Origin of the sequence: Streptosporangium sandarakinum (assembly GCF_013409935.1) — a bacterium.
Lineage (GTDB): Bacteria > Actinomycetota > Actinomycetes > Streptosporangiales > Streptosporangiaceae > Streptosporangium > Streptosporangium nondiastaticum.
On the sequence record NZ_JACCCO010000001.1, the window covers coordinates 3775963 to 3802231 of the forward strand.

Genomic DNA, 26269 nt, shown 5'->3' on the forward strand with positions numbered 1-26269 from the left:
GCCGATGGTGACCCGCGCGGCTGGGGAAAACGTTACTTTGGGCCGAACAAGCGCCTCATGGATCGACAAACGGGGCGGTGCCGGATGCGCCGGTGGGTGTTCCATGGCGTGGCGGGTGGGGTTAGCGTGGTCCTCGCCGCCCGTCCGGGCGGGTGCGGACGCGGCGCGGCGACCCTCCTTCCCCAAGGGCGGGCGCGGTTCGCCGGGTGATCCGGGGCCCCAGGTCTGGAGGACGAAGCAGTGCGTAGACGTGCCGGGCACCCACCCTCCGAGGTTCCGGCCGCCTCCCGGGCCGTCACCGCCGTCGTCGCGGTCCTCACGGCGCTGGCCGTCCTCGCCACCGGTTGCACCGGGGTGACCAGGCCGGACACCGGGCTCGCGTGGAAGGACTGCGGCGACGGCTTCGAGTGCGCGAAGCTGCCCGTGCCGCTGGACCACGGAAAGCCGGACGGCGAGCGCATCGAGATCAGCGTGATCCGGCTCCCCGCCACCGGCCGCCGCATCGGCTCGATCCTCATCAACCCCGGCGGTCCGGGCGCCTCGGGCGTCGAGTACGCCCGCAGCGCGCGTTCCGTGCTGAGCGACGCGGTCCGCGCCCGGTTCGACGTGGTGGGGTTCGACCCGCGCGGGGTCGGCGGGTCCTCGCCCGTACGGTGCCTGTCGTCGGGCGACCTCGACGCCTATGTCGGCCTGGACGCCTCCCCCGACTCCCCGGCCGAGGTGGCCGCCCTGGAGGAGGGCTCGCGGAAGTTCGCGGCCGGCTGCCAGGCCAGGTCGGGGCGGCTCCTGCCACACGTCGGCACGGCCGACGCGGCCCGCGACATGGACCGCCTGCGCGCGGCCCTCGGAGACAGCCGCCTCACCTACCTCGGCAAGTCGTACGGCACGCAGCTCGGCGCGGTCTACGCCGACCTGTTCCCCGCCCGGGTCCGCGCCCTCGTGCTGGACGGCGCCGTGGACACCTCGCTGTCCCCGATGGCGATGAGCGCCGCCCAGGCCCACGGCTTCGAGGTCGCCCTCGACGCCTTCCTGGCCGACTGCCTCACCGCCGACGACTGCCCGTTCACCGGCACGGTGAAGTCCGCCCGGCGGGAGGTCGCCGACCTGCTGCGCCGTGCCGACCGGAACCAGCTCGCGAACCGGATCGGCGACGACCGCCAGGTCAGCGAGGCGTGGGCCACCCTGGGCCTGATCACTCCTCTCTATGACCGGCAGGCCTGGCAGGTGCTCCGCCAGGCGCTGGGCGAGGCGCTCAAGGGCGACGGGACCCTGTTGCTGCGCATGGCCGACCTGATGATCGACCGTAAGGAGAACGGCGACTACTCCAACCAGACCGAGGCCAACATGGCCATCAACTGCGTCGACGCCCGCTACCCCGCCGGTCCGGCCGGTTCCGCCGCCTTCGCCAAGGCGGCGGACCAGGCGGCGGAGAAGGCACCGCTGTTCGGCCAGTACGCCACGTGGGGATCGCTGCCCTGCGTCTACTGGCCAGTCAAGGGGAAGCCCCTGGACCGGACCGACGCCCCCGGCGCCGCCCCCATCATGGTCGTCGGCACCGAGCGCGACCCGGCCACGCCGTACGAATGGGCGAAGGCCCTGGCCGACGAGCTCTCCTCGGGCGTGCTGGTCGGCTTTGACGGCGACGGGCACACCGCCTACCTGACCGGCTCGTCCTGCGTCGACCGTCTGGTGGACGACTACCTGATCGACCTGAAGGTCCCCCGGGACGGGACCCACTGCCCGAAGATCGGCTGAGCGGGGCGGCGGCCGGCCTGAACGAGGGTCCGAACTAGGGGAGAACAGCCGGCCTGAGACACGGGAGCGGTCGGCTTGAGGTACGGGAGCGGTCGGCCTGAGCACGGAGGCGGTCGGTCGGGCGGGAGATGGCCGGCCGGCTAGGGGGAGCCGGATGGCAGGGACCGGATACGGGGGGGCGGATATGGGGCCGCTCGGGGGAGCGAACGGTCGCGGAAGCCTGTAGACTGCCATAGGCCGTGTGCACCACACGGCATGCCGCCTTAGCTCAGTCGGCCAGAGCACTTCACTCGTAATGAAGGGGTCTCGGGTTCGAATCCCGAAGGCGGCTCCAGGTCAGAGGCCCTCACCGGGATCCGGTGAGGGCCTCTGTCGTATCTATCTGCGTGACTACGCCCTCAGGCAAGGTCTTCGAGCGGCCGCTCCGGTTCGGTGAAAGGCCATCCTCAGGCTGCCGCTTCCGGGGCGTCCACTCCTTCGGATTCAGCTCATTGTTCTGGAGGACCTTCCGGAAGGCGCGTCGTACGTTGTGCGCGTCCAGGTGGGTGCCGACGTTCGGCGCGAACACAAGGCCGTGCTCCTGCCAACGCTTCCCGGCAGCCTCGCGCTCCAGCTCCCGGCGCTCCCGATGCTCTTGGAGCGAGACGTCCGCTCTGGTCACCGCCGGTTCTCGGATGCCCTCCACCTGCACGGACGTCGCCTCGACAAAGATCTTCCTCCGAGGTCCGTCAGATGATCCAGGGTGCATGCCCCGTTCTTCCCGCCCGTTGTCAATCTCCCTTGCGGGAGAGCCGGCCGGCCCTCGGGAGGTTCCGGATCCGGGGCTGTGCCATGCTCAGCGGCGTGACCTCGGTGAAGTCCCTCAAGGCCATGTGGTTCGGAATCGCTGCGCTGACTCCCTACATCCTGATGAAGACCTATTGGGCGTTCGGCGGGAACGTCGGCCGGCCGGCCGGTGATCTCGGCGCTGGGATGCGCGCCAACGGCGCGCCCGAGGTGCTGGTGTGGATGGAGCAGCACGGGATCGACTTCACCGTGCTGGGCGCCCTTGTCGGGGTGTTGCTGCTGGCGGCGCTGGCCCGGCCCTGGGGCGAGCGGCTGCCGCGCTGATCCTCGCCCCCTACGGTCTCGCCACCTTGATCGCCTCCGCTGTCGGCTTCACGATCGGCGACGCCGAAGGCTGGTCCTCCTGGGTCGGTTACGTGGGCGGACTCGCCTTCGCCGGCCTGGGCGTCTCGCTCGCCCTCTGCACCCGCTCCTACCAGCGCCGTACCCGCCCCTCGGCCGTCCTCGCGCACTCCTGAGCATCTTCGCCCCGTCCGCCCACAGAGGAAGCTGAGAGCAGGGACGCGAAGCCGTGTCGCGGCTCGCGAGGCGTCCATCGCCCGGGACCCGGGGTGTTCGGTGCCGTCACCGCGTACGCCGAGTGAGCAGGGCCAGCAGGCCGATCATGACGAGTCCGAGCGCGGCCAGCGACACGCGGTCGGTGGTGTTCTCGCCGTTGGCGATCACTCCGAACACGGTGTGCGCCACGAGCGCCCCGCCGGCCAGCGCCAGGCTGTGCCGGTCGTGCCACCCGCCGTGCGCCGTCCACCGGCGCAGCAGCATCCCCGCCGCCACCGCCAGGAGCGCCGCCACCACCATCGGGACCACCACCCAGCCGCCCTGGGTGAAGGCCGGGTGCCGGGCGCCGCCGAAGGGGAACAGCAGCGCGAGATATCCGAACGCCACCACCCCGGCCAGGCACGCGACGACGGGCGGCGTGGGAGCCGTCCGGGACGCGACGACCGATGGCACGGGAACCGCCCCGGGCGCGGCGCTCGGCGGCGTGGGAGCCGTCCGGGACGCGGCGGACGGCGGTGCGGGGACCGGCCGGGGTACGGCGACCGGCGGGCCCGGATGGCGGGGGGCGAACCGCAGCGCGAGTACCGCGAGCGCCGCGATCGCCGGCACGAATGCCGCCAGGGCCGCCGGCGGTGCCTGGTAGCCGGGGTCGATGAAGGCCGTCGTCCACCGCAGCAGCAGGGCGCCCAGCACGAACACCACCCCCGCCACGACCAGCCCGGTCCGCCCCAGATAGGGCCGATGGCGAAGATCCGAAAAGAGGAGATCCACCAGCAGGATCGGCAGCGCCACGCTGAAGACCGCGTGGTAGGGGATGTTCAGTTCGGTGTAGGCGCTGTTGAGGCCGAGGATCCTGGGCGCCCAGTCGGCCACGCCGTAGATGGTCGGGCTGGTGAGCGCCTGCAGCGCCAGCCCTTCCTCCACGATTCCGTACGCCGCCCCGAGCAGCAGGACGGCGGGCCAGCCCCGGCCGGTACGGCGTACCAGCTCGCGGATCAGTACGGTGCCGGCGCCGTAGATCGGCATCCACAGCAGGAGCAGCCACGCCTGGCGGAGAGGCGGATTGCCGAGCGTGAGCTCGGCGACGACCGGGGTGAGCCCGGCCAGCAGGAGCGCGGCCCACCGGCCGCGTGCTCGTGAGGTGACCATGCGCCCACGGTCTCCCGCGGCGGGTGCGGCGCGCTGCTGCCGCCAGACCGGTCCGTGACCTCTTCGGTCGCTTCCCGGCGGTGACTTTGGTTGCCATGGCGGGGGCGGCGACGGCGACCTTGGTCGCTTATCAGGCGGAAGGCCGGCGGATACGCTCTGCGGTTGTGTTCGCAGCACAGGGCCGGGACGGGGGCCGCCGCGACGGCGAGCCTCGGAGACACGGAGAAGCCGCAGACGGCGGGGGCCCGGGACGGGACCGCGCAACCGCAGGTGGCGACGGTCCGGGACAGGAGCGCGTGACCGCAGCCGACGACGGCCCGGGGCGGGACCGCGGAGCCGCGAGCGGCGGCGCGACCGGGAGCCGCCGGGGCCCGGGGGAGGACCGGCGGCCGGGTTCGGGGCGGTCGCGGCGAGACCGGGTGGTCGGGGCCGGCGGCGTCGTGCTCGCCGTGGCCGGGGCCGCCGCGGTGGTCTGGGGGGATCTGGTCCCGGGGGCGCCCGGCTGGTACCTGTGGGCCGACGTGGCCGGTGGGGTCCTGGCGTGCGCGGGGATATGGCTGTGCCGCCGGTGGCCGGTGGCCGCACCGCTGGCCGTCATCGCGCTGTCCGTCCCGGCCGCGGCCGCGTCGGTGGCCGCGGGGATCGCCACGCTCTTCGCGGCGCTGTACCGGCGACCGCCCGCGGCCGTCGCGGTGGGGATGGCGTGGGTGGCGGCGACACTGGTCAGGTTCGCCTGGCGGCCGTCCGGGCTGGCGCCGTACCCGGTGTGGGCGCTGGTCGGAGTGCTGTTCGGCGGGGCGATCACCGGCTGGGGCATCGTGGCCAGGACCCGGCGGGAGCTGCTGGCGTCACTGGCGGAACGGGCCCGCCGCGCCGAGGCCGACCAGCGGCTGCGCGCGGAGGAGGCCCGGCGCGCCGAACGCCTCGGCATCGCCCGCGAGATGCACGATGTGCTCGCCCACCGGCTGTCGCTGCTGGCGGTGCACGCCGGGGCGCTGGAGTTCAACGCCGGCGCCAGGCCGGACGAGGTCGCGGACGCGGCCGGGGTGATCCGGGCCAGCGCCCACCAGGCACTGCAGGAGCTGCGCGCGGTCATCTCCGTGCTGCGCGAGAGCCCGTCGGCCGAGCTTCCGCTGACCGGGCTCGCGCCGCTGGTGGAGGAGTCGCGGCGGGCCGGGATGCGCATCGAGCTACGTGAGCACGACGTGCGCTTCGCCGACCTGCCGGAGACGACCCGGCGCACCGCGTACCGCGTCGTACAGGAGGGGCTGACCAACGCGCGCAAGCACGCGCCCGGCCGGCCCGTCACCGTCGTGGTCTCCGGTGCGGCCGGCGGCGAGCTGACGGTCGAGGTGCGCAACCCGCCGCCCGCCGGGCGGGCGGCGGCGGGGCTGGCCACGACCGGAGCCGGGGCCGGGCTGGCCGGGCTGGAGGAACGGGTCTCGCTGGCGGGCGGGCGCCTGGAGCGGGGACGCACCGACGGCGGCGGGTTCCGGCTGGCGGCGCGGTTACCATGGCCACGTGAGCGGCCCCGTGAGTGAGCCGGCGAGCGGGTCCACGGGTCCGCCCGCGAGCAGGTCCGCGAGTGCGTCCGCGGGTGAGGTGGCGAATGCGTCCCCCGGTGGGCCCGGGAGCGCGTCCGCCGCGATCCGGGTGCTCATCGTCGACGACGACGCGCTCGTCCGCGCCGGGCTGACGCTGATGCTCAGGGGCGCGCCCGCCCTCCAGGTGGTGGGTGCGGTGGCCGACGGCGCGCAGGTCCAGGCCGCGGTCGGTGAGTACTCCCCCGACGTGGTGCTGATGGACATCCGGATGGCCGGCATCGACGGCATCGACGCGACCCGCAGGTTGCGTGCTCGTCAGAACGCGCCGGAGGTCATCATCCTGACCACGTTCGACGCCGACGAGTACGTCTTCCGGGCGCTGCGCGCGGGAGCCGGCGGGTTCCTGCTGAAGGACACGCCCCCCGAGGGGATCGTCGAGGCGATCCGGCGCGTCGCCGCCGGCGAGCCCAGCCTGTCGCCGAGCGTCACCCGGCGGCTGATCGCCCATCTGCTGCCCGAGGAGGAGGATCGGCGGCGGGCCGATGCCCGGCGGGTGCTGTCGGCGCTCAGCGACCGCGAGCGGGAGGTGGCGCTCGCGGTCGGGCAGGGCAAGACCAACGCCGTCATCGCCGGTGAGCTGCACATGAGCGTGGGAACGGTCAAGGGCTACGTCTCCCGCATTCTCACCAAGGCGGGCCTGGACAACCGCGTCCAGCTGGCCCTGGCCGTCCACGACGCGTCATAGACAGCGGCCGGTCCCGGTCTCGCGCCTGTGGCAGAGGCGGAGAGACGGGTCTCTTCCCGATCGGCGTGAGACATCAGCGGCCACGTACGACGACACCGTCTTTCGTCGGCGGCCTTATCCGGCGAAGTCCGGGCGGGCGATCACGACGTACCTCTCGTCGTCGATCGGCTTGCCCCACAGCGCCGGATCGGTGAGCTGCTCGACGTGGACGATGCGGGCCCGCTGCTCCAGCGTCTCGATCAGCCGCGCGGCGGGGACGCCGCCGAGCCAGGGCAGCGGCGGGGAGCCGGGCACGTAGGGGTCGTCGCCGCCCGGGGCGTTCCAGCGGCCCTCCACGAGGATGAGCCGCCCCCCGGGGCTGAGCAGGCCGAGCCAGCGGTCGAGGGCCTCCCGCGGGTCGGGAAGCGTCCAGACGAGGTGCCGGACGAGGATCACGTCGAAGGTGTCGTAGGCGGCGACGGGCGGATTGCCCGCGTCGCCGACCATGAAGGGCACGTCGAAGCCCGCCGCGGACAGCTTGCGCCCGGCCTGCTCGATCATCCGGGGTGACAGGTCGACCCCGGTGGGACGGTGCCCGAGTTCGGCGAGCAGCAGGGTCAGCGAACCGGTGCCGCAGCCCAGATCCAGGACATCGGCGGGGTCGCCGGGAAGCCATTCGGCGAGTCGTCGCGTCCACGCGGCACGCACCTGCCGATCCCGCAGGCCGTGGTCGGCTTCGTCGTCGAAGGCGTCCGCCACGGTGTCCCAGAAGGCGGCGATGGGTGCGAGGTCTGACGTCGGCATGGGGAGACCCTCGCAGGCGTCACCGACAAAATCGGGAGTCCGGCCGGGCGGACAGCCGGGGTTCCGGCGATGGGAGTGGACCGGCATCTGGACCGCGCAAGTAGAGCGCCGGCACGGCGCTCCACGATCCGGGGCGCCCGATCTCAAGAGGTATACGCCGTTAACCTACTGGTGTACGTTGTATACATAGGCGTCGCGGAATCGGAAGGCGCGCCGGGCCGGGCGAGCTCGTCTTCAGGGAGCTGTGCGAACGGGACGTACGGAGGATTCTCAATGGCCTCAGTGTTCAGGAAGGCCCTGGTCATCGTGCTTGTGCTGGTGGTGGGCGCGGTCGCGTCCGGTGCCTGGTTCGGCAGCGAAGCCGGCGTGAAGGTCGTTCGCTACGGCGAGAGCAACACCAACGTACTCGCCGTGGGGGATGGAACGGTCACACTGACCGAAACGCACGAGACGATCAAACCCGGCACCTATTGGCTGGGGTGGACGGGCGCGTACACCATGCTGGGCGGCATCGTGACGCGGTCGCCGGGAAGGGTCACGCGTCAGGTGCTGCGCGGGCCCATGCCTTCTCAGGGGACACCGGGATACTTCGGCAATGTCCCACCGGGTGATCCCAAAGTGGCCTGGGGCATCGACTTCTCCGAGATCATGATTCCGACGGAGCTGGGACCCGCCCCCGCCTGGTACGTACCCGGCAGAGGCACCACGTGGTTCGTGGCCGTGCACGGGCAGAACGGGCGGCGCAAGGCCGAACTCAAGGTCCTTCCCGTGGTGCACGACCTCGGACTGCCTTTCCTGGACATCAGCTACCGCAACGACGAAGGCGCGCCTGCCTCCCCCGACGGTCTGCTCCACCTGGGCGACTCGGAGTGGCGTGACCTGGAGGCCGCACTGCGCGAGGCGCGGCGGTTGGGGGCCAGGCGGTTCGTGCTGTACGGAACGTCGATGGGCGGACAGATCATCGGGCAGCTTCTGGCCAGGTCCGAACTGGCCGGTCTGGTCAACAAGGTGATCATGGACGCGCCGATGATCGACGTACGGATGACGGCCGAGCAGGGTGCGTGGAACCACCACCTGCCCGCGTTCGTCGCCTCGCTGTCGAACCAGGTCGTCCGGTGGAGGACCGGCGTGGAGGTGGACCGGCTCAGCCTCATCCGCCACCCGCCGAAGGTCAGGCCGCCGCTGCTGTTGATCCACACCACTCCGGACACCGATCATCCGATCGAGGAGGCCCGCGGCCTGGTGGCCACGGGCCGGCGACTGGGCTGGAACATCACCTTCGAAGAGTTCGCGCGGGGCGAGCACACCGAAGCGTGGAACGTCGACCGGGCCCGTTACGACCACGCGGTACGCGCCCACCTGGCGGCGGACCGGCCCGGCAACGGATGAACGGTCCGGTGCCGACCGGAGGCGATCAGCACCGTCCGGACGGCAGTGACGCCCTGCACGCCGACCCGGTGACCCCTCGGGCCGACACCAGGACCGCGCGTGTTCGTGGTCGGTGAGGACCTCGCCGATCGTGTGCCGGGCGAGTGCCGCAGGTGGTCGGCGGACGGGTTCTCGCCGTCGAGCCACCGGTGGACGGACCAGGGCCTCGGGAAGAACTCGGTGGGCTCACCCCTGCCGGGCGGCACCGGGACGTCCACGGGAAGGAGCGGGGCGAACCGCGGCAGCCACCGCAGATCCTTCTCGACCTGGGCACCGGACCCCGGCCTGCGGGGCAGCCGTACGGACATGCCGTCACCGGGCCTGGCCCGCCCGCTCCGCCAGGAAGTCCTCCCAGGTGCGGCGGCCGACGGCCCGGTCGAGGGCGAGGTTGGCGCCCTCCCGGTAGGCGGCCGCGGCCTTCCCGGGGGTCCTGACCTGCATGATCAGTCGGCGCTTGCCGGTGGCCCGCAGGTAGTCGCGGGCCAGTTCGGCCATGCCGTACACGCGTGGGCCGGCGATGTCGGGCACGAGGCCGGCCGGCTCGCCCAGCGCCAGTTCCACCAGCCGGTCCGCCACCTCGCCCGCGTCGACCGGCTGGAACCGGGCGCCGGCCCACAGCGGCATCACCGGCAGCTTGGCCATCTGCCCCAGCGTCGTCAGGATCCAGTCGTGGAACTGGGTGGCGCGCAGGGTGGTCCACGGCACGCCGGACCCGGCCACGACGCGCTCGGCCTCCCGCTTGGCGGCGAAGTAGCCGAACATGGCGCGGTCCACGCCGCTGACGACCGGGACCCGGTCGGCGCCGACGACCGAGATGTACACGAGGTGCCCGGCGCCGGCCCCGGCCGCCGCCCGAGCCAGGTTCCGGGCCTTGACCTCGTCGCCCTTGGCGCTCCCGGCGCAGTGCACGATGGTCTCGACCCCCTTCAGCGCCGCGTCGAGTCCCTCGCCGGTGCTCACGTCGCCGGTCACGTACTCGATGCCGTCCGTGGGCCCGTGGTCGCGGCGGCTCAGTACCCGCACGTCGCGGCCGGCGTTCCGCAGGAGCGGCACGACGAGGCGTCCGAGGGTGCCGGTGCCGCCGGTGACCAGGATGGGTGACGTCATGATCTCTCCACGTTCGTCCGGTCCGGGAGGTGATCTCCCAGTCGTTTCGACCCGTTTTCGGGGGCCTACTGTTGTGACACGCCGCGAGGAAGGAATGTGACACGGTGGACGAACGCAGCCTGCTGGCCGAGCGTTTCGAGGAGCATCGGGCCAGGTTGCGGGGGGTGGCCTACCGGATGCTCGGTTCGGTGAGCGAGGCCGACGACGCGGTCCAGGAGGCGTGGCTGCGTCTCGACCGCGACGGCGCCGACGGCGTGGAGAACCTCGGCGGGTGGCTGACCACGGTGGTGGCGCGGGTGTGCCTGAACGTGCTGCGCTCGCGCGAGCAGCGGCGCGAGGACCCCTTCGAGGCGCACATGCCCGACCCGGTCGTCAGCCCGGAGTCCGGGACCGACCCCGAGCGCGAGGCGGTGCTGACCGACTCGGTCGGGCTGGCGCTGCTGGTGGTGCTTGAAACGCTGTCACCGGCCGAGCGGCTCGCGTTCGTGCTGCACGACATGTTCGCCGTGCCGTTCGAGGAGATCGCCCCGGTGATCGAGCGGTCCCCGGCCGCGGCGCGGCAGCTCGCGAGCCGGGCGCGCCGCCGGGTGCGCGGGCAGGCCCCGGTGCCCGATCCCGACCTCGCCCGGCAGCGCGGCGTGGTAGACGCGTTCTTCGCCGCCGCCCGCGACGGCGACTTCGACGCGCTCGTCGCCGTGCTGGACCCGGAGGTCGTGCTGCGGTCCGACGGCGGTACGGCGCGCGCCCGCCACACCGTCACGTTCCGCGGCGCGCGGACCGTGGCCGGGCAGGCGGTCACCTTCGGACGGTTCTCCCCGTTCGTACGGCCCGCGCTGGTCAACGGGGCCGCCGGGGTGGTCGTCGCCGCGAACGGGCGGCCGCTGTCCGTCATGGCGTTCACCGTCACCGGCGGGCGGATCGCCACCATCGACGTGCTGTCCGACCCCGACCGCCTGAACCGGCTCGACCTGCCGCTCCTCGGCGGCTGATCCCCTGGATCTCCGGTAGCGACCGTGAGGTGGCGGCGAACCCCGGGGCGCCGCACTTCTCCAGGGACCCCAGGAGCGTTCCACGAATCGCCGTGTCAGGGTCTGCGGGCGATGAGGACGTCGGTGACGTCCTCCTCCTCCCAGTCCGCCCCGCCCGGGTTCGCCGCGGCCAGCGCCTCGCGCAGCGCCTCGGTGAACGCGGGCAGCCGGTCGCCGAGACGCGCGGGCGAGGAGTAGGAGAACGACAGCTGCAGGCCCACGATGTCCTCGGCGGAGCGGCGGATCACGCGGGTGAAGCACCGGGACTCCATCCGGCGGAACGGCGACTCGCGCAGCACGTCGTCGTGGTGCCGCCCGGTCTGCTCGTAGGACTCGCTGTTCGCCCGCCACTCCAGCCCGAAGTCCCGCCGTACGGCCTGCGCCACCGGCTCCCAGGGGGGTTCCTCCGGGTCGTGGACGGGACCGACGAGGACGACCGCGCCGTGCGCGGGCAGCAGCCGGTCGAGGTCGTCGAGCACCCGCTCGCGGTCCATCCAGTGGAAGGAGCGGCCCATGACGACGTGGTCGATCCGGCCGAGCGGCAGCTCGTCGAGCATCGAGGAGTCGCCTCGCACCCAGCGGATCCCGGGGACGCCGTGCCGGGCGCCCTCGGTGAGCATCTCCTCACTGGGATCGACGGCCACCACCTCACCGGCCCTGGCCGCGAGGGGGATGGCCAGGGTGCCGGGCCCGCAGCCCAGGTCCAGCACCCGCGACGCGGCGTCGAGGGCCAGCTCGCCGGCGATGTGCTCGACGACCTCTGACCCGTAGTCCGTACGGTGACGCGCGTAGTAGGTGGCGGCACCGGCGAACAACTCAGCCCGGGAGATCATGTCTTCAGGGTAGATGCGCGGGCCGTGCGGGTTGATTGCCGATTGCCGTATCAGCCGGGGAAGCGACGGCAGGGGCGGGTAAAGGCATGGCCAAGCGGTTCGTGTCGCGGAGCCGGATGCGGATGATCACCTGTGTCCTGGCAGGAGTGTCGATCACACTCTCCTGGAGGCCGGAGATGAAGAAAACACTCCCCATAGGCGTGCTCGCTCTCGGGCTGCTCGCGGCCGGCTGCGGCGCGGGCGAGGCGGGGGCGACCGGGCCGGTCGCCGCGGACCAGGTCAAGGCGTCACCCACCCACGTCGGGCCGTCCGTCTCGCCGACCACCCGGTCCCGGGTCGGGCTGGGCGAGACGAGGCTCGGGAAGGTGCTGACGGGCGCCGGGGGCCGCACCCTGTACCTGTTCGAGAAGGACCGGAAGGACAGGTCCAGGTGCTATGACGACTGTGCCGGGGTGTGGCCGCCGTACCTCACCGGGGACCGGCCGCGGGCCGGGAACGGCGTCAGGGCGTCGCTGCTCGGCACCGTCCGGCGGACGGGCGGCACGAGGCAGGTGACCTACGGGGGCCACCCGCTCTACTACTACGTCAAGGACCATCGGCCCGGTGACGTCACCGGCCACGATGTGGAGAGCTTCGGCGACGAGTGGTACGCCGTCGGCGCGAACGGCAGGAAGGCGGAGGACTGAGGTCGGCCCCGGGACCCCTGGCCGCCGGCTCAGGATGTCCCGGGGACTCTCCGGCCGCCCGCGGGCTCAGGCGCCGACGCCGAGCCGGGCGGGCAGCTTGTTGGGCGGGACGGGGACCGGGACCTCCTGCTCGTCCTCGCCGACCGTCGCCCAGGCGTCGGCGGAGGCCCGCATCGCCTCCTCGGCCACCGTCTCGGGGGAGGCGGCGAGCCTGCCGGAGGGCGCGAACGGGTTCTCGGCCGGGCCGGGCCCTCCGGTGATGAACGAGGCGAAGCCGATCTGGTCACCCGCGGCGTGCTGGAGCACCTGGGTGACGTTCCACTCCGCGCACGGGGTGGGCCGGTCCCAGTCCCCGGCGGCGACCCCGCGAACGGCGTCGCGCAGCGCCCGGTGGGCCTCGGCCAGCACGGTCCACGTGGTCGCGTTCTCGTTCATCTCGTTTTCCCGCTTCTCGGCTCCGGCCGGGCCGGCACCGCCTCTCCGGCGCGATCCGTTGCGTCGATCATATCAGAACGGAATGCTCCATTCCGTAAATCGGCCGTTCAGATCCGAGCGCCGGAGCTCACCCCGTGGGGACGGCGAGCGTCTCCCACGTCCCGGGCCCCGCCGTGCAGGGGCCGCCGTCGTGCACCTGGAACAGGCCCGCGGCCGGTTCCACCAGCACCGTGGCGAGGGTCGCCCACCGGGTGCCGAGCCGTCCACCGGCCGGGGCGTGGCAGCAGACCTCGGCCCCGTCACCGGGGTGGGCGGTGAGCAGGGCTGCGAGGTCGTCGGGGCCGGCGATCCCGTCGCGCCCGCGGACCCGCTCGCCCAGCACGCGCAGCCGGTCGTAGGTCTCCGGCTCCAGCCGCCCGCGGTGCTCCCCGGCGGCCAGCACCGGGTCCTGGAAGTGGTTGGTGCGGACCAGCCAGCCCTCGGCGTCCGGGTGTACCACCGCGGCGCCCGCCGGGCTGACCTCGACCGACGCGGCCCGGCCGGCGGTCACGACCGTCATCACGGTGGAGGCGGAGACCGGGGCGCCGGTGATGACGGCGATCGCCTCGTCGAACGACGTCGCGGAGCCGAGCGCCCTGCGGGCGACGAGGTGGACGGGCACGCCGCCCGCGCCGTCGCCGGCGTGGCCGAGGATGTTGAACAGCACGCCCACCCCGGCCTCGTTGAGCCCGATCTTCCCCAGGATGCCGTACTCGGTGATGCCGGTGAACGCCAGCGAGCCGCCGTCCGCCGGGTCACCCGCCGCGCCGCGGACCGACTGCGCGTGCCAGCCGTCGGCCAGCTCCTCGTGCCAGTCCCAGCTCTGACCTCCCACGGTACGGCCGGCCGCGCCGCTCGCCGTGCCGTCTCCGCCGGAGGTCCCGGAGCGGGAGGCCCCCACGTGGACCACCGTGGAGCACTCGCCCGCGCGGGGCGCGGCGGCCTCCGACAGGATCTCGGTCCGGGCGTTGAGCGCGGCGACGACCCACAGCGGCACGTCCGCGCCCTCGGCCACACCCTCCATCTCCTCGGCGAGGTCCGGCGCCCACGCGCGGGTGGCCGCGACGCTCGCCAGCGCGAGCGCGGGGACGTCGAGCGACCTGCCCCCGGCCGCGGCGGTCGCGTCGAAGAGCTCGGCGTACGTCCGCCAGGTCCGGGCGATCTCGGCGGCGGCCCGGCGGCCCCGCTCCCGGCCGCGGGCGCGGGGGCGGGTCTCCTCCAGCCGCAGGTGCGCGCGGTTCACGCCTCCACCTCCGCGGCGTCGCGGCCGATGGCGCGGACCGGCCGCCATCCAGGCCGGGGCGCGCTGTCGCGCAGCAGCCTGGTGTAGGGGTGCTGCGGGTCGTCCAGCACCTGGGTCGTGCTCCCGCGTTCCACGATGCGGCCCTGTCGCATGACGACGACCTCCTCGCTCACCTGCCGTACGACGGACAGGTCATGGGTGATGAACAGATAGGTGAGCCGGCGGTCCCGCCGGATCTCCGACAGCAGGTTCAGGACCTGGGCCTGCACCGACACGTCGAGCGCGGCCACGGCCTCGTCGAGCACGAGGACGCGGGGTTCGGCGGCCAGCGCCCGCGCGATCGCCACCCGCTGCCGCTGGCCGCCGCTCAGCTCGCCGGGCAGGGACCGGGCGTGCGCGGGGCGCAGACCGACCTGTTCCAGCAGCTCCTCGACGCGGCGGCGCGCCTCGGCGCCGGTGACCCGGTGGTGGGCCGCCAGTACCTCCGAGATCGCCGACCCGGCGGTGCGGCGGCGGTTCAGCGACCCGTTGGGGTCCTGGAACACCATCTGGATGTCCCGGGCGCGGGCCCGCCGCTCGGCCCGGCGCGGCCGCCGGGCCACCGGACGTCCGGCGAGGACGACCTCCCCGGCGTCCGCGGCCTCCAGCCCGACGAGGATCCGGGCCAGGGTCGACTTTCCCGATCCCGACTCGCCGACCACGGCCAGGCAGCTTCCGTCGGCCACGGTGAGGCTGACGTCGTCGAGGGCGTCGACCGTACGGCGCCCCGAGCCCCGGCCGGTGACGAACCGCTTGCACAGCCCGCTGATCTCGATGACGTTCCCGCCGGAACCGCCCGCGCCGCCCGGACCTTTCGCGCCGGAACCCCCGGAACCGCCCGCGCCGGCCGTACGGCGAGAGCCGCCGCCCGCGCGGCCGATGACGCCGCCGTCCGTGCCCTTCACGTCGTCGTTCACGCCGTCGCCTCCGTCCCCGTCGCGTGGGCCAGCTCGCCGGCCAGTTCCTCCTCGCGCGCGCACCGTACGGCGCGGTCCCCGTCCCGGACGAGCGGGATCTCGCCGTCGGTGCACCCGGGTTCCGACCAGGGGCAGCGGCCGGCGAACGCGCAGCCCCCACCGACCTCGTAGGCGGCGACCGGCCGCCCCGGGATGACGGGGAGCACCGGGGCCCGCGCGGTGAGGCTGGGCCGGGAGTCCAGCAGCAGGCGCGTGTACGGGTGCCGCGGCGCCGCGTGGAGCCGTTCCGGGGTCGAGATCTCGACGATCTCCCCGGCGTACATCACGGCGATCCGGTCGCACACCGCCGAGGCCAGCTCCAGGTCGTGGGTGACGAAGATCATCGACATGCCGCGTTCGCGCCGCTGCTCGTCGAGGATCGCCATGACCTCCGACTGCGTGGTCACGTCGAGCGCCGTCGTCGGCTCGTCGGCGAGCAGCAGCCGCGGCGAGCCCGCCACGGCGGCGGCGATGACGACCCGCTGGAGCATGCCGCCGGACAGCTGGTGGGGGTAGGAGTTCATGCAGCGGTCCACGTCGGCGATCCCGACCTGCGCGAGCAGGTCGCGGGCCCGGCGGGTGGCCGTCCGCTCGTCATCCCCGCGCGCGTCGCACAGCCCCTCGACGAGGAACCGTGAGACACGCAGCAGCGGGTTCAGCGCGGCCCGGGGGTCCTGACTGATCATCGCCAGGGACTCGGCGCGGACCCGGCGCAGCTCCGCCGGGCCGAGGCCGCGCACGTCGCGGCCGTCCAGCAGCACCCGGCCGGCGACGTGGGCGCCGCGCGGCTCGGTCCGCAGCACGGTCCGCAGCGTCATCGACTTTCCCGAGCCGGACTCGCCGACCAGGCCGAGCGCCTCGCCGGGCGCCACCGACAGGGAGACTCCGCGCAGCAGCGTCCGGTCCCCGGAGGGGTGCGGTACGGCGAGACGGACATCGTCGAGTTCGAGAACGCTCATGCCCTGCCTCCTGCGGCGCGGCCGCCGAGCCGTTCGCCGATGACGCTGAACGCGGCCACCGCGACGACGATGCACGTGCCCGCGAGCAGGCTCTGCTGCGGGTACCCCTGCAGCAGGGAGTCCTGCCCCTGGGAGACCATCAGTCCCCAGTCGGCGGTCGGCGGCTGGACGCCGAGACCGAGGAACGACAGCGCGGCCAGGTCGATCATCGCGTAGCCGAAGTTGATGGCGGCGCCGGTCAGGATCTGCGGCGCGATGTTGGGCAGCAGGTGCCGCCCGCTCACCGTGACCCCGGACAGGCCCTGCAGCTCGGCCGCCTGGACGTAGGGGAGCCGCCGTTCCCGCAGCGCGACGCTGCGCAGCACGCGGGCGGTGTAGGGCACGTACGCCATGGCGAGCGCGACCGTGGCCTGCGCCATGCCGGTCCCGAACACCGCGACGACGATGATCGCCAACAGCAGGTTCGGGAAGGCGAACAGCAGGTCCAGCACCCGGCCGATGAAGGCGTCGACGCGCCCGCCGAACCAGGTGGCGACGAGCGCCAGCAGGGTGCCGCCGACCCCGGCGATCACCACGACCGCGGCGGCGCCGAGCAGGCTGGTCCGCGCGCCGTACAGCAGCCGGGACAGCAGGTCGCGGCCGGACTGGTCGGTGCCGAGCAGGTGCTCGGGGCCGGGTGGGAGGTAGCGCTGGACGATGCTGCCGATGTCCGGCTCGTACGGCGCGAGCACCGGCGCGAGCAGCGCGGCCAGCACGAGCAGCGCCGCGACCGCGACCGCGGCGACGCCGAGCGGGCCCAGCCGCCCGGACAGGCCGCCGCCGGGCCGCCGTCGTCCGGCCGGGCCGCCGGGTCGCCGGGCGGGCGGGGCGGAGACTGCGGTTTTCACGCGCTCTCACCTCCGAGCTGGACGCGCGGGTCGATCACCGCGTAGAGGACGTCGATCACGAGGTTGACCACGCCGAACACCGCGACCAGGACGAGTGCGACGGCCTGGACGACGGCGAAGTCCTTCTGCTGCACGGCGTTGATGAGCAGCGCGCCGACGCCGTCGAGGGTGAAGGCGTGCTCGACGACCGTCGCGCCCGCGACGAGCGCCGCGATGTTCACCCCGACGATCGTCGTCACCGGCAGCATGGCGTTGCGGACGATGTGCCGGCGGGCCACCGTACGCCACGGGACGCCGCGGGCCAGCGCGACGGAGACGTGCTCGGTGTCGCGCTCCTCCACCACGGCGGTGCGGGTGATCCTGGCGACCACCGCCGCCGCGGGCAGCGCGAGCGCCACCGCCGGCAGCGTCAGGTGCAGTATCCGGTCGGAGAAGCCGGAGCCGGCCCCGAAGACCGGGAACCAGCCCAGCGTCACGGAGAAGACGCTCATCAGCAGCAGCGCCGCGAAGAAGGTGGGGACCGCGAAGCCCACGCTGGAGCCCAGCAGCACTGCCGTGTCGAGGAGGCCGCCGCGCAGTCCGGCCACCACCCCGGCCACGACGCCGAACACCACGATCAGCAGGGCGGCGTAGGCCGTGAGCCAGACGGTCGTGGGGATGCGCGAGGCCAGCAGCGAGGCGACGTCCTGGCGGGTGGTGAGGGACTCGCCGAGGTCGCCGGTGAGCACGCCGGTCAGCCAGTGCCAGTACCGCAGCAGGAAGGGGTCGTCCAGGCCGTACTGGGCGCGGATCGAGGCGAGGACCTCGGGGCTGACCGTCCGGCCCTGGACGAGGAAGCTCTCGGGGGTGCCGGGCGCGAGGTACATCGCCCCGTAGATGACGAAACTGGAGAACAGGAGGGTGACGGCCAGCGCGCCGAGCCGCCGGATCACGAAGCGTTGCACGAGGACTCCGTTACGAAGGCCCGGGGCGCGTCGCCGCGCCCCGGGCCGGTCGTGGTCAGGCCGCCCCCAGGCTCGCCGCCCAGGGGGAGTAGAGGTAGACGAACGAGGCCGGGACCCCGGTCACCCGCTTGTTGAGGAACAGCTGGACGGCCGGGGCCGCGATCGGGATCCAGGGCGTCTGCTCCATGACCTTCGACTGGATCTCCGTCGTGACCTTGGCGCGCTCGGTGTCGTCGGCGGTGGCCGCGGCCTTCCCGATGAGGTCCTGCACCTGCGGGTCCTCGTAGCCGTTGAAGTTCTGCGAACCGCCCTTGGCCGCGATCGTGCGCAGGAAGGCGAGCGGGTCGGGGATGTCCATGTAGTTCGTCGTCATGAACCCGTCGTATCCGGCGCGCGCCTTGGCGTCGGAGAAGAAGGCGCCGTACTGCGCGCTCGGCACGCCCTTGGGCTGGATGGTGAGGCCGAGCTCACGGCCGGCGTTGGCGACCTCCGACAGGATGTCGGCGTAGAACTGGCGCTCGCTGGGGTAGGCGATGACGATCGGCGCGCCGCCGGTCTTGCCCGCGACGAGCTTCTTCGCCTCCTCGATGTTCTTCCTGGTGTCCGGCAGGGCGTCGTAGGCGGGCCCGAACACCTCGTCGCCGTAGGACCAGCCGCCGCGCGGCACCAGCGAGCGCGACGCCTGGGCGGTCCCGGCGAACACGGTCTGGGCGATCGCCTCGCGGTCGGTGGCCATGGCCAGCGCGCGCCGTACCGCCGGGTCGCCGAGGAGGCCGTTGCCGGTGCTGATGACGGCGACCATCTGCAGTGACCTGCCGAGGTACAGCTTGCCGTTCTGCGACGCCGACAGCCGGTCCAGCGCGCCGACGGGCACGTCGTAGGACCCGTCGATGGCGCCGGTGTCGAGCGCGCTCGCGATGGCGCCCGGGTCGACGATGAACTGCAGGTCGAGCTGCTTGGTCTTGGCCTTGCGGGCCGCGTCCCAGTAGGCGTCGTTGCGGTCCAGCGTGATCTTGGAACCCTTCTGCCAGGAGGCGACCTTGAAGGGGCCGGTGCACATGACCGATCCCTCGGGCGTGCCGTATTTGGCGCCGGCCTTCTCCCGCTGGGCCTTCTCGACGATCACGCCGACGGGCGTGACCATGTAGGAGTTGAGCGTGGCGTCGGGCTGCTTCAGCCGGATCGTGACCTCGTGGTCACCGGTCTTCTCGATCGAGTCGATGTTGCCGGTGATCTGGTCGGACGCCCAGTAGCTGCCCTCGTCGGGGTCGAGGTGGCGGCGGAGGCTGAACACCACGTCGTCGGCGGTCATCGGCTCGCCGTCCCAGAAGGTCACGCCCTCGCGCAGGGTGTAGACCCAGGTCTTCGGGTCGGGGTTGGTGACCTTCTCGGCGAGGTTGGGCTTCACCGAGTAGTCGGGGTCGAGCCGCATCAGGCCCTCGCAGAGGTTGGCCACGACCGTGTTCTCGGGGTAGTTGAACGCCTTGATCGGGTCGAGCGACGCGGGCTCGCCGAACGGCAGGTTCCACGTGGCCCTGTCCAGCTCGCCCTTCGCCGCGGGGGTGGTGACGAGCAGGTCACCGGTCTGCCGCGCGGCCGCCGGGCCGGCGGGGGCGGCCGGGCCGCCGGCCGTTCCGCCGCCGCACGCGGACAGGCCCAGGCCGAGCGTGACGGCGAGGGCCGCCGTCGCACGTATACGCATCCTCAGTCCTCCGAACACTTCAGAAGGGGGTCGGCCCCGCAGCGGGGCGGTGGGTGATCGCTCGTCGCGGGGCAGTGAGTGGCCCCTGCGACGCGATCGGCGGCGGTACCACGCACAAAACGTTTTGGAAAATGGACGGTACCGGAGAAAAACCCCTAGTAAAAGGTTTTGTGTCCTACTCTTTACCTATGTCGAAGGAGGCGCCGCCCCCCGCCGCGCGCGCGACGATCAGAGACGTCGCCCGCGAAGCCGGAGTCTCGGTCACCACGGTCTCCCACGCGCTGAACGGCAAGGGCACGGCCTCGGAGGAGACCCGCCGGAAGGTGCTCGCCGTCGCCGAGCGGCTGGCCTACCGCGCCCACCCCATGGCGCGGGGCCTGCGCCGCGGGCGCACCGGCGTGCTCGGCCTCGACATGCGCCCCCTCGACGCCATCGGCTCCTACATCCCCGAGGGCGTCGACTACTTCGTACGGTTCGCCGGCGCGGCGGCGGTCACCGCGCTCGACCACGGCCTCGGGCTCATGCTGGTGCCCGACCTGACGCGCTCGGACGTCTCCCGGGCCGCCCTGGGCGTGGACGGCTACGTCATCGGCGACCCGACGCGCGACGACCCGGTCCTCACCCGGCTCCTCGACGCGTCCGTGCCGGTCGTCGCGGTGGGCCGCGACCCCGGACGGCCGGACTTCACCGACTGGGTCGGCACCGACGACGCCCGGGAGACCGAGCGCATGCTCGACCTGCTGCGCTCGCGCGGCGCCCGGCGCGTCGCCTTCCTGGCCGGTACGGACGACAACGCCTGGAACGTCGACGCCGAGCTGGCCTACCGGGAGTGGACCGCGCGCCACGCCATGCCGGCGCGGATACTGCGCGTCCCCGAGGCGGCCGGCGAGGACGGCGGGCGCGACGCCGCCCGGCGGCTGCTCACCGGCGCGGGGGAGCGGCCCGACGCCGTCCACTGCCAGACGGGCCGCCACGCGTCGGGCGTGCTGGCCGAGGCCCTGCGGCTCGGCGTGGCCGTGCCGGACGACCTGCTCGTGACGGCCGGGTCGGACGCGCAGCAGACCCGCATCGCCTCTCCCGCGATCACCGCGCTCGACCTCGCGCCGGAGGAGTCGGGCCGGGCGGCCGTCGAGCTGCTCATCGCCCGCCTCAACGGGGAGCCGGCCGACGGGCCGGTCGTCATCCCCGCCCGGCTGCACGTCCGCGCCTCGACCGGCCCCGCCTGACCGCCGTCCCCGGGCCATCGTGCCGGGCGGTCGCTTCGAGCAGGCTGGAGCGGTTACCGGGGACGGTCGCCGATCACCGCTGGCCGCGGCGCGGGCCAAGGTCAGCTGTAGTGGCGGGCCTGCGGCCACAGCCGGTCCCACGGGGCCACCGGGTCGCGGCAGACGAGGATCGGCAGGTGCTGCTCCTCGTTGGACAGGCCGACACCGTTGTCGATCCGGCCGCGCCGCTCGCACGAGGCGAACGACCGCGCGTAACCGGCCGGGTCGTCGGTCACGACCACCGCGACCCGCGCCGAGGTGGGCGGCGGGCCGTACCGGTAGAGCTCGTTGTGGCCGCTGTAGACGGCGGGCAGCCCGTACCGCCGGGCGTAGCGGGTCAGCGCGCCGGCCTCGCCGTAGTTCTCGGTGAGGAGCACGGCCCGCGCCCGGTCCGCGGGCGGCAGGTCCCGGACCACGGCGGCGACCCGCGCGGCGAACTCCGGCCAGCCGACCGACTCGCGCGCCACCTCGTTCAGCGCGGCGACCGGGGTCCCCTCCAGGGACGCGGGCGGGACGACCGGCAGCGCGACGACGGCCGACACGAGCGCGCCGGCGGCCAGGAACCCGCCGAGCAGCGCGCGCCGTCCCGCCCGCCCCGGCGGTCGCTCCGTCGCCCGTCCCGCCGCCCGCTCCGCCGTCTCTTCCGCCGGCCGTCCCGCCGCCCGCTCCGCCGTACGCCCCGCGCCGGACATCCAGCGTTCGGCGGGGCCGCAGCCCGCCGCGAAGAGCAGCACGAGCAGGCCCGCGACGTAGTCGGCACGCCCTCCCGAGTACAGCACCAGCGCGCAGGCCACCGGGTAGGCCAGGGCGAGGCACCGCAGGCGCGGCTCCCGCCACAGCCGTACGAAACCGGCCACCTGGAGCACGGCCTGGACCGGCCCGAGCAGCAGGATCTGCAGCGGCACGAACATGACCCGGTTCTCCGCGCCGTCGTCCGCCTCCAGCGCCGCGGCCATCTGCAGCTGCGGCCAGCCGTGCGTCGCCTGGTAGACCAGGTTGGGCGCGGCGAGCACCAGGGCCACCAGGACGCCGAGCCAGAGCCGGCGGTCCCGCAGCACGTCGCGCGGGCCGACGGCCAGGACACCCACGCCCACGGCGACCAGGAGCAGCACGACGAGCTGCCGGTTGTAGGTCGCGACGCCCGCGACGGCCCCCACCGCGAGCCACCAGCGGCCGTCGCCCCGCAGCGCCCGGACGCAGAACAGGATCGCCGCGACCCACAGCGGCAGGTCGGCGCTCAGGGTGAGCAGGGTGTGCCCGGCGACCAGGACCAGGGTCGTGGCGGCGACGCCCGCCGCGGCGACGATCCGGGCGGTCCGTCCGCCGCCCAGTTCCCGGGCCAGCAGGGCCGTCAGGACCACCACGAGGGCCGCGGACAGGGCGGGGAGGACGCGCAGCGCGGTCACGCCGTCCCCGAACAGCCCGATCGAGACGCGGGCGATCATCGGGGTCAGCGGCGGGGTGTCGAAGTATCCGAGCGCCGGGTGCTCGCCCAGCAGGCGGAAGTACAGCTCGTCACGGTGGTACCCGTAGCGGGGGCTCACCGCCAGCAGCGCGGCGAGGGTGGCCAGAGCGGTCACGGCGACGGGCACGCGAGCGGAACGGGGGGTTTCCGGCACCCCGCCATCATCTTCCTCCGGCGCCGTCATGACCATGGGGTACGGCCGGCCCGGCGGAGGCGCCCGGGAACCGCTCGGGCGACCGGGCCGTCTCCGGCCGTGCCGCCCACTCCCCGGAGCCTCCGCCGAGGCCGTCCCACGAGGAGACCCCGCTCCACGATGAAGCCTCACCCCATGGTGAAGCCGATCACCCGTCCGGCCAGCACGACCAGCCACCGGCCGCACCCGCACCGCGCGTAGCCCACCGTCCCCTCCGCGCTGCCGTGGGTGGAGGCCGTGACGCCCGCCCGCCCGCACGCCGGACAGTCGGGACCCGTTTCCGCCGCGATCTCGTCGATCATGCCACCAGCGTGATGTCATTGTTCAATGCATTTCAACCCTTACGGCGGCGCCGCCGCCCAGCTCGCCGCCGCGCTGGTGAACCTGGAGCCCGGCACCCCGCCTGAGACGATCACCGAGGTGCTGCGGGAGCACGACTACCGTCCCTTCCGGCAGGTGAACCCCACCGAGGCGGCGGAGCTGCTGCGCTGGGCCGACCGGCTGCGCCCGGTCTTCGCCGACGCCGACCTCGACCGCCGGGTGGAGGCGGTCAACGCCCTGCTGGCCGTCACCGTCAGCCGGCCGTACATCTCCCGGCACGACGGCCGCGCGCCGCACCTGCACTTCGCCCACGAGCGGGGGCCCATCGTCGACCGGCTGCGGGCCTACACCGCCTCCGGCCTGGCCCACGCGATCTGCGAGGACCACACCCGGCTGGGCGTGTGCGACCGCCCCGGCTGCGACGTGGCCTACGTGGACACCTCCCGCAACGGCCGGCGCCGCTTCTGCGGCGTCCGCTGCGCCAACCGGGTCTACGTCGCCGGCCACCGGAGCCGTACGGCCGGTGCGCCGACCGGGTCCACGCGGCCGGCCACCGGAGCCGTACGGCCGTGACCTCGGACGGCTTGAGCCGGCTGTGACCCGCCTTCCCTCCGCCGCGCACCGGGCACGACGGCGCGTACCAGATCGCCGTCACCCGAAATCCGGATGCCCGTCATCGAAACCGGCATGTACTCTTCCCGGGAGCTTGAGAGAGGGAAAACGCCGTGGGACACGTCGAGGTCGGGCATCTGACGTATGTGCTGCCGGACGGGCGGCCGTTGCTGAACGACGTGTCGTTCCGGATCGGCGACGGTGTCAAGGCCGCGCTCGTCGGCCCCAACGGCGCCGGAAAGACCACGCTCATGCGGCTCATCGCGGGCGACCTCCAGCCGGTCGACGGGAGCGTGGCGAGCTCCGGCGGGCTCGGGATCATGCGGCAGTTCATCGGCGGCATCCGCGACGGGCGGACCGTCCACGACCTCCTCCTCAGCGTCGCCCCCGAACGCGTACGGCAGGCCGCCGAGCGCCTGGAGGCCGCCGAGCTCGTGATGATGGAGCGCGAGGACGAGAAGGCCCAGATGCGCTACGCGCAGGCCATCACCGACTACACCGACGCGGGCGGCTACGACATCGAGGTGCTCTGGGACACCTGCACGATGGCCGCCCTCGGCGTGCCGTACGACCGGTGCAAGTACCGCGAGGTCAACACGCTGTCGGGCGGCGAGCAGAAGCGGCTGGTGCTGGAGGCGCTGCTGCGCGGGCCCGACCAGACGCTGCTGCTGGACGAGCCGGACAACTACCTCGACGTGCCGGGGAAGCTCTGGCTGGAGCGGGCGCTGCGCGAGACGCCCAAGACCGTGGTGCTGGTCAGCCACGACCGGGAGCTGCTGGCCAACGCCGCCGACCGGATCATCACCGTCGAGTCGGGCAACATCTGGGTGCACGGCGGGGGCTTCCGCACCTACGCCCAGGCGCGCCGGGAGCGCAACGAGCGCCTCGACGAGCTGAAGAGGCGCTGGGACGAGGAGCACGCCAAGCTGAAGCAGCTGGTCAACACGCTGAAGAACAAGGCGAAGTACATGGACACCATGGCCGCCGCCTACCACTCCGCGCAGACCCGGCTGCGCAGGTTCGAGGAGGCCGGCCCGCCCGAGGCCGCGCCCAAGGAGCAGTTCATCAGCATGCGCCTCAAGGGCGGCCGGACCGCCAAGCGGGCGGTGATCTGCGAAGGCCTGGAGCTCACCGGCCTGATGAAGCCGTTCGACCTGGAGATCTGGTACGGCGAGCGGGTCGCCGTCCTCGGCTCCAACGGTTCCGGCAAGTCGCACTTCCTGCGCCTGCTGGCCGGCGAGGACGTCCGGCACACCGGCGTGGCCAGGCTCGGAGCCCGGGTCGTGCCCGGCCACTTCGCCCAGACCCACGCCCGCCCGGAGCTGATCGGCCGGACGCCGTGCGAGATCGTCATGACCGAGCACGCCCGGCTGAAGAACGAGGCGATGAAGGCGCTGGCCCGCTACGAGCTGGCCGGGGACGTCGCCGAGCAGCGGTTCGGGACTCTGTCGGGCGGGCAGCAGGCGCGGCTGCAGATCCTGCTGCTGGAGCTGTCGGGCACGACGCTGCTGCTGCTCGACGAGCCGACCGACAACCTCGACCTCGCCAGCGCCGAGGCGCTGCAGGAGGGGCTCGACGCCTTCGACGGCACCGTGGTCGCGGTCACCCACGACCGCTGGTTCGCCGACGACTTCGACCGCTACCTGGTGTTCGGCTCCGACGGCAAGGTCTACGAGGCCCCCGAGCCGGTCTGGGACGAGAGCCGGGTGGTCCGCGCGCGGTAGGGCCGCCCGGACCCGCGGCCTGCCCGCCGATGCCGGGACGCAGGCCCGGGATCCGCCCCCGGCCACCGATCGGAAACGGTAAAGAATGCCGCCGTTCCCCGTGTGTCCCCTGGGGGACGTCCCGAATACGGGTTATCACCATGGGGTGACGCACAGCACCCGAATCGTCGGCGTTATCGCCCTGCTGCTCCTGGCCGGATGCTCCTCCGGCACGGAGAAGCGGCAGGCGGCCCCGCTCCGGCCGCTCACGGTCAGGGAGCAGGTCTCCTCCGTCGTCAAGGGCGACGACGGCTACGTCGTGAACTGGGCCGGGGTGCTCTCCAACGCCAACCCCTGGCACTTCGGGGAGCACGTGGTGGCCACGGTGGTCGCCAAGGACGCCCTGGGCCGGGAGATCGTGCGGACCGAGCAGCAGCTGGACGCGGTGCCGCCGGGCGGGACGCTCCCCTTCAGCGGCCAGACGACCGCCGCGCGCAAGCCCTCGCAGGTCACCGTCACCTACGGCTCCGCCCAGTGGCGCCCGGCCGCCCGGATCGTCTCGGCCTTCGAGGACTTTCCCGTCACCGGCGTCCTGACGGCCCGGCAGGACCACGGCTACCTCGTCACCGGGTACGTCGGCTCGCCGTACCGCCTGCCGGCCGGGAACCTGGTGGTCACCGCGCTACTGCGGGACCGGGACGGCAGGCTGCTCGGCGGGGGCAGCACGTTCGTGGACGACGTCCGGGCGAACGCCAAGCGCAGGTTCATCCTGAACATCCAGAGCGTCCAGGACACCGGGAAGATCGACCGGGCCGAGGTGCACGCCGGCACCTGGGGGTCGACCAGCCGCCCGTACGACGCGCTGGCCCTCGGCGGCATCGTCCCGGTCAACACGGCCAAGCCGACCACGGCGCCCTTCGCCAAGGACCGGGGCAGGCCCGCCACGCTCACCGCCGACGCCCGCCCCTGACGACCCGGCCGCGTCACGGATCCGGCGGATCACCGTGAACCCCCGCAGTCCAAAGGGACCCGTCCCCGAGGCCGGAGAGGACCGGTTGTCCGCTTCGCCGACGGAACGTTGACAACGGCCGTCAACGCGAAGGA

At 73.4% G+C, this 26269-nt stretch carries 27 protein-coding genes and 1 tRNA gene; 13 read left to right on the forward strand and 15 right to left on the reverse strand.

Features of this window, described 5'->3' with window-relative positions; translation table 11 throughout:
* Positions 1–240: 240 nt before the first annotated feature.
* Both HDA43_RS17070 and HDA43_RS17075 read left to right on the forward strand, forming a co-directional pair.
* Positions 241–1755, forward strand: coding sequence for an alpha/beta hydrolase (locus tag HDA43_RS17070; RefSeq protein WP_179821897.1), 1515 nt, complete (start codon positions 241–243; stop codon positions 1753–1755).
* Between the two features lie 257 nt (positions 1756–2012).
* Positions 2013–2089, forward strand: a tRNA-Thr gene (locus HDA43_RS17075).
* A 12-nt stretch (positions 2090–2101) separates the two neighbouring features.
* Here HDA43_RS17075 and HDA43_RS17080 read toward each other — a convergent pair.
* Positions 2102–2446 carry a hypothetical protein gene (locus HDA43_RS17080; protein WP_179821899.1) on the reverse strand — a complete coding sequence of 115 codons (345 nt, stop codon included), beginning with the start codon at positions 2444–2446 and terminating at the stop codon, positions 2102–2104.
* A gap of 152 nt (positions 2447–2598) precedes the next feature.
* On the opposite strand from HDA43_RS17080, the gene HDA43_RS17085 reads away from it, so the two are divergent.
* The gene (locus HDA43_RS17085) at positions 2599–2865 is read left to right on the forward strand and encodes a hypothetical protein (protein ID WP_179821902.1); all 267 of its coding nucleotides are present in this window, start codon (positions 2599–2601) and stop codon (positions 2863–2865) included.
* A 26-nt stretch (positions 2866–2891) separates the two neighbouring features.
* On the forward strand, positions 2892–3059 hold the full coding sequence (locus HDA43_RS17090; RefSeq protein WP_179821905.1) for a hypothetical protein: 168 nt from the start codon (positions 2892–2894) through the stop codon (positions 3057–3059).
* Between the two features lie 106 nt (positions 3060–3165).
* Here HDA43_RS17090 and HDA43_RS17095 read toward each other — a convergent pair whose 3' ends face one another.
* Positions 3166–4248, reverse strand: a complete 1083-nt coding sequence (locus HDA43_RS17095) for an AF_0692 family protein (protein WP_179821908.1) — start codon at positions 4246–4248, stop codon at positions 3166–3168.
* Between the two features lie 296 nt (positions 4249–4544).
* On the opposite strand from HDA43_RS17095, the gene HDA43_RS35105 reads away from it, so the two are divergent.
* Together HDA43_RS35105 and HDA43_RS17105 are read left to right on the forward strand one after the other, a co-directional pair.
* A complete protein-coding gene (locus HDA43_RS35105; protein WP_312873330.1) occupies positions 4545–5789 on the forward strand; it encodes a sensor histidine kinase in 1245 nt (414 codons plus the stop codon).
* A 61-nt stretch (positions 5790–5850) separates the two neighbouring features.
* Positions 5851–6537, forward strand: a complete 687-nt coding sequence (locus HDA43_RS17105; protein ID WP_312873331.1) for a response regulator — start codon at positions 5851–5853, stop codon at positions 6535–6537.
* 114 nt (positions 6538–6651) lie between these two features.
* Here the strand turns inward: HDA43_RS17105 and HDA43_RS17110 are convergent, their stop codons facing one another.
* Positions 6652–7320, reverse strand: coding sequence for a class I SAM-dependent methyltransferase (locus tag HDA43_RS17110; RefSeq protein WP_179821910.1), 669 nt, complete (start codon positions 7318–7320; stop codon positions 6652–6654).
* A gap of 273 nt (positions 7321–7593) precedes the next feature.
* Here HDA43_RS17110 and HDA43_RS17115 point away from each other — a divergent pair, with 273 nt between their 5' ends.
* Entirely contained in the window at positions 7594–8709 is a 1116-nt protein-coding gene (locus HDA43_RS17115; protein WP_179821912.1) for an alpha/beta hydrolase family protein, read from the forward strand.
* Here HDA43_RS17115 and HDA43_RS36725 read toward each other — a convergent pair.
* The gene (locus HDA43_RS36725; protein ID WP_376770479.1) at positions 8655–9056 is read right to left on the reverse strand and encodes a phosphotransferase; all 402 of its coding nucleotides are present in this window, start codon (positions 9054–9056) and stop codon (positions 8655–8657) included. The genes HDA43_RS17115 and HDA43_RS36725 overlap by 55 nt on opposite strands.
* Before the next feature lie 4 nt (positions 9057–9060).
* Entirely contained in the window at positions 9061–9855 is a 795-nt protein-coding gene (locus HDA43_RS17120) for an SDR family oxidoreductase (protein WP_179821915.1), read from the reverse strand.
* Between the two features lie 104 nt (positions 9856–9959).
* Here HDA43_RS17120 and sigJ point away from each other — a divergent pair, with 104 nt between their 5' ends.
* Entirely contained in the window at positions 9960–10844 is an 885-nt protein-coding gene (sigJ, locus tag HDA43_RS17125) for an RNA polymerase sigma factor SigJ (RefSeq protein WP_179821918.1), read from the forward strand.
* A gap of 95 nt (positions 10845–10939) precedes the next feature.
* Here sigJ and HDA43_RS17130 read toward each other — a convergent pair whose 3' ends face one another.
* A complete protein-coding gene (locus HDA43_RS17130; protein WP_179821921.1) occupies positions 10940–11716 on the reverse strand; it encodes a class I SAM-dependent methyltransferase in 777 nt (258 codons plus the stop codon).
* 176 nt (positions 11717–11892) lie between these two features.
* Here HDA43_RS17130 and HDA43_RS17135 point away from each other — a divergent pair, with 176 nt between their 5' ends.
* The gene (locus HDA43_RS17135; RefSeq protein WP_179821923.1) at positions 11893–12402 is read left to right on the forward strand and encodes a COG4315 family predicted lipoprotein; all 510 of its coding nucleotides are present in this window, start codon (positions 11893–11895) and stop codon (positions 12400–12402) included.
* Between the two features lie 66 nt (positions 12403–12468).
* Here HDA43_RS17135 and HDA43_RS17140 read toward each other — a convergent pair whose 3' ends face one another.
* The 7 genes from HDA43_RS17140 to HDA43_RS17170 all read right to left on the reverse strand — a co-directional run bounded on the left by HDA43_RS17140 (position 12469) and on the right by HDA43_RS17170 (position 19606).
* A complete protein-coding gene (locus HDA43_RS17140) occupies positions 12469–12837 on the reverse strand; it encodes a maleylpyruvate isomerase N-terminal domain-containing protein (RefSeq protein WP_246424012.1) in 369 nt (122 codons plus the stop codon).
* A gap of 127 nt (positions 12838–12964) precedes the next feature.
* A complete protein-coding gene (locus tag HDA43_RS17145) occupies positions 12965–14119 on the reverse strand; it encodes a C45 family autoproteolytic acyltransferase/hydrolase (RefSeq protein ID WP_179821926.1) in 1155 nt (384 codons plus the stop codon).
* Positions 14116–15075 (reverse strand): ABC transporter ATP-binding protein, encoded by a 960-nt coding sequence (locus HDA43_RS17150; RefSeq protein ID WP_312873334.1) that lies wholly within the window; start codon positions 15073–15075, stop codon positions 14116–14118. Before HDA43_RS17150 ends, HDA43_RS17145 begins: the two co-directional genes overlap by 4 nt.
* Positions 15072–16073, reverse strand: a complete 1002-nt coding sequence (locus HDA43_RS17155; protein WP_179821929.1) for an ABC transporter ATP-binding protein — start codon at positions 16071–16073, stop codon at positions 15072–15074. The genes HDA43_RS17150 and HDA43_RS17155 overlap by 4 nt, the downstream gene beginning before the upstream one ends.
* Positions 16070–16960, reverse strand: a complete 891-nt coding sequence (locus HDA43_RS17160) for an ABC transporter permease (protein WP_179821932.1) — start codon at positions 16958–16960, stop codon at positions 16070–16072. Before HDA43_RS17160 ends, HDA43_RS17155 begins: the two co-directional genes overlap by 4 nt.
* Positions 16957–17904, reverse strand: a complete 948-nt coding sequence (locus HDA43_RS17165) for an ABC transporter permease (RefSeq protein ID WP_312873336.1) — start codon at positions 17902–17904, stop codon at positions 16957–16959. The genes HDA43_RS17160 and HDA43_RS17165 overlap by 4 nt, the downstream gene beginning before the upstream one ends.
* A gap of 55 nt (positions 17905–17959) precedes the next feature.
* Positions 17960–19606, reverse strand: coding sequence for an ABC transporter substrate-binding protein (locus HDA43_RS17170; RefSeq protein WP_179821935.1), 1647 nt, complete (start codon positions 19604–19606; stop codon positions 17960–17962).
* 188 nt (positions 19607–19794) lie between these two features.
* Between HDA43_RS17170 and HDA43_RS17175 the strand changes: the two genes are divergently transcribed.
* Positions 19795–20832 (forward strand): LacI family DNA-binding transcriptional regulator, encoded by a 1038-nt coding sequence (locus tag HDA43_RS17175; RefSeq protein ID WP_179821937.1) that lies wholly within the window; start codon positions 19795–19797, stop codon positions 20830–20832.
* Between the two features lie 101 nt (positions 20833–20933).
* Here HDA43_RS17175 and HDA43_RS17180 read toward each other — a convergent pair whose 3' ends face one another.
* Positions 20934–22451 (reverse strand): glycosyltransferase family 39 protein, encoded by a 1518-nt coding sequence (locus HDA43_RS17180; RefSeq protein ID WP_179821939.1) that lies wholly within the window; start codon positions 22449–22451, stop codon positions 20934–20936.
* Positions 22452–22657: 206 nt separating this feature from the next.
* Complete coding sequence (locus HDA43_RS17185) at positions 22658–22831, reverse strand: hypothetical protein (RefSeq protein WP_179821942.1); 174 nt, start codon at positions 22829–22831, stop codon at positions 22658–22660.
* Positions 22832–22856: 25 nt separating this feature from the next.
* On the opposite strand from HDA43_RS17185, the gene HDA43_RS17190 reads away from it, so the two are divergent.
* From HDA43_RS17190 to HDA43_RS17200, 3 genes are all read left to right on the forward strand, one after another.
* A complete protein-coding gene (locus tag HDA43_RS17190; protein ID WP_179821944.1) occupies positions 22857–23423 on the forward strand; it encodes a CGNR zinc finger domain-containing protein in 567 nt (188 codons plus the stop codon).
* Between the two features lie 152 nt (positions 23424–23575).
* Positions 23576–25186: an ATP-binding cassette domain-containing protein gene (locus HDA43_RS17195; protein ID WP_179821946.1), complete on the forward strand. Its 1611-nt coding sequence runs from the start codon at positions 23576–23578 to the stop codon at positions 25184–25186.
* Between the two features lie 145 nt (positions 25187–25331).
* Positions 25332–26135 carry a hypothetical protein gene (locus HDA43_RS17200; RefSeq protein ID WP_179821948.1) on the forward strand — a complete coding sequence of 268 codons (804 nt, stop codon included), beginning with the start codon at positions 25332–25334 and terminating at the stop codon, positions 26133–26135.
* The last annotated feature ends 134 nt before the right edge of the window (positions 26136–26269 follow it).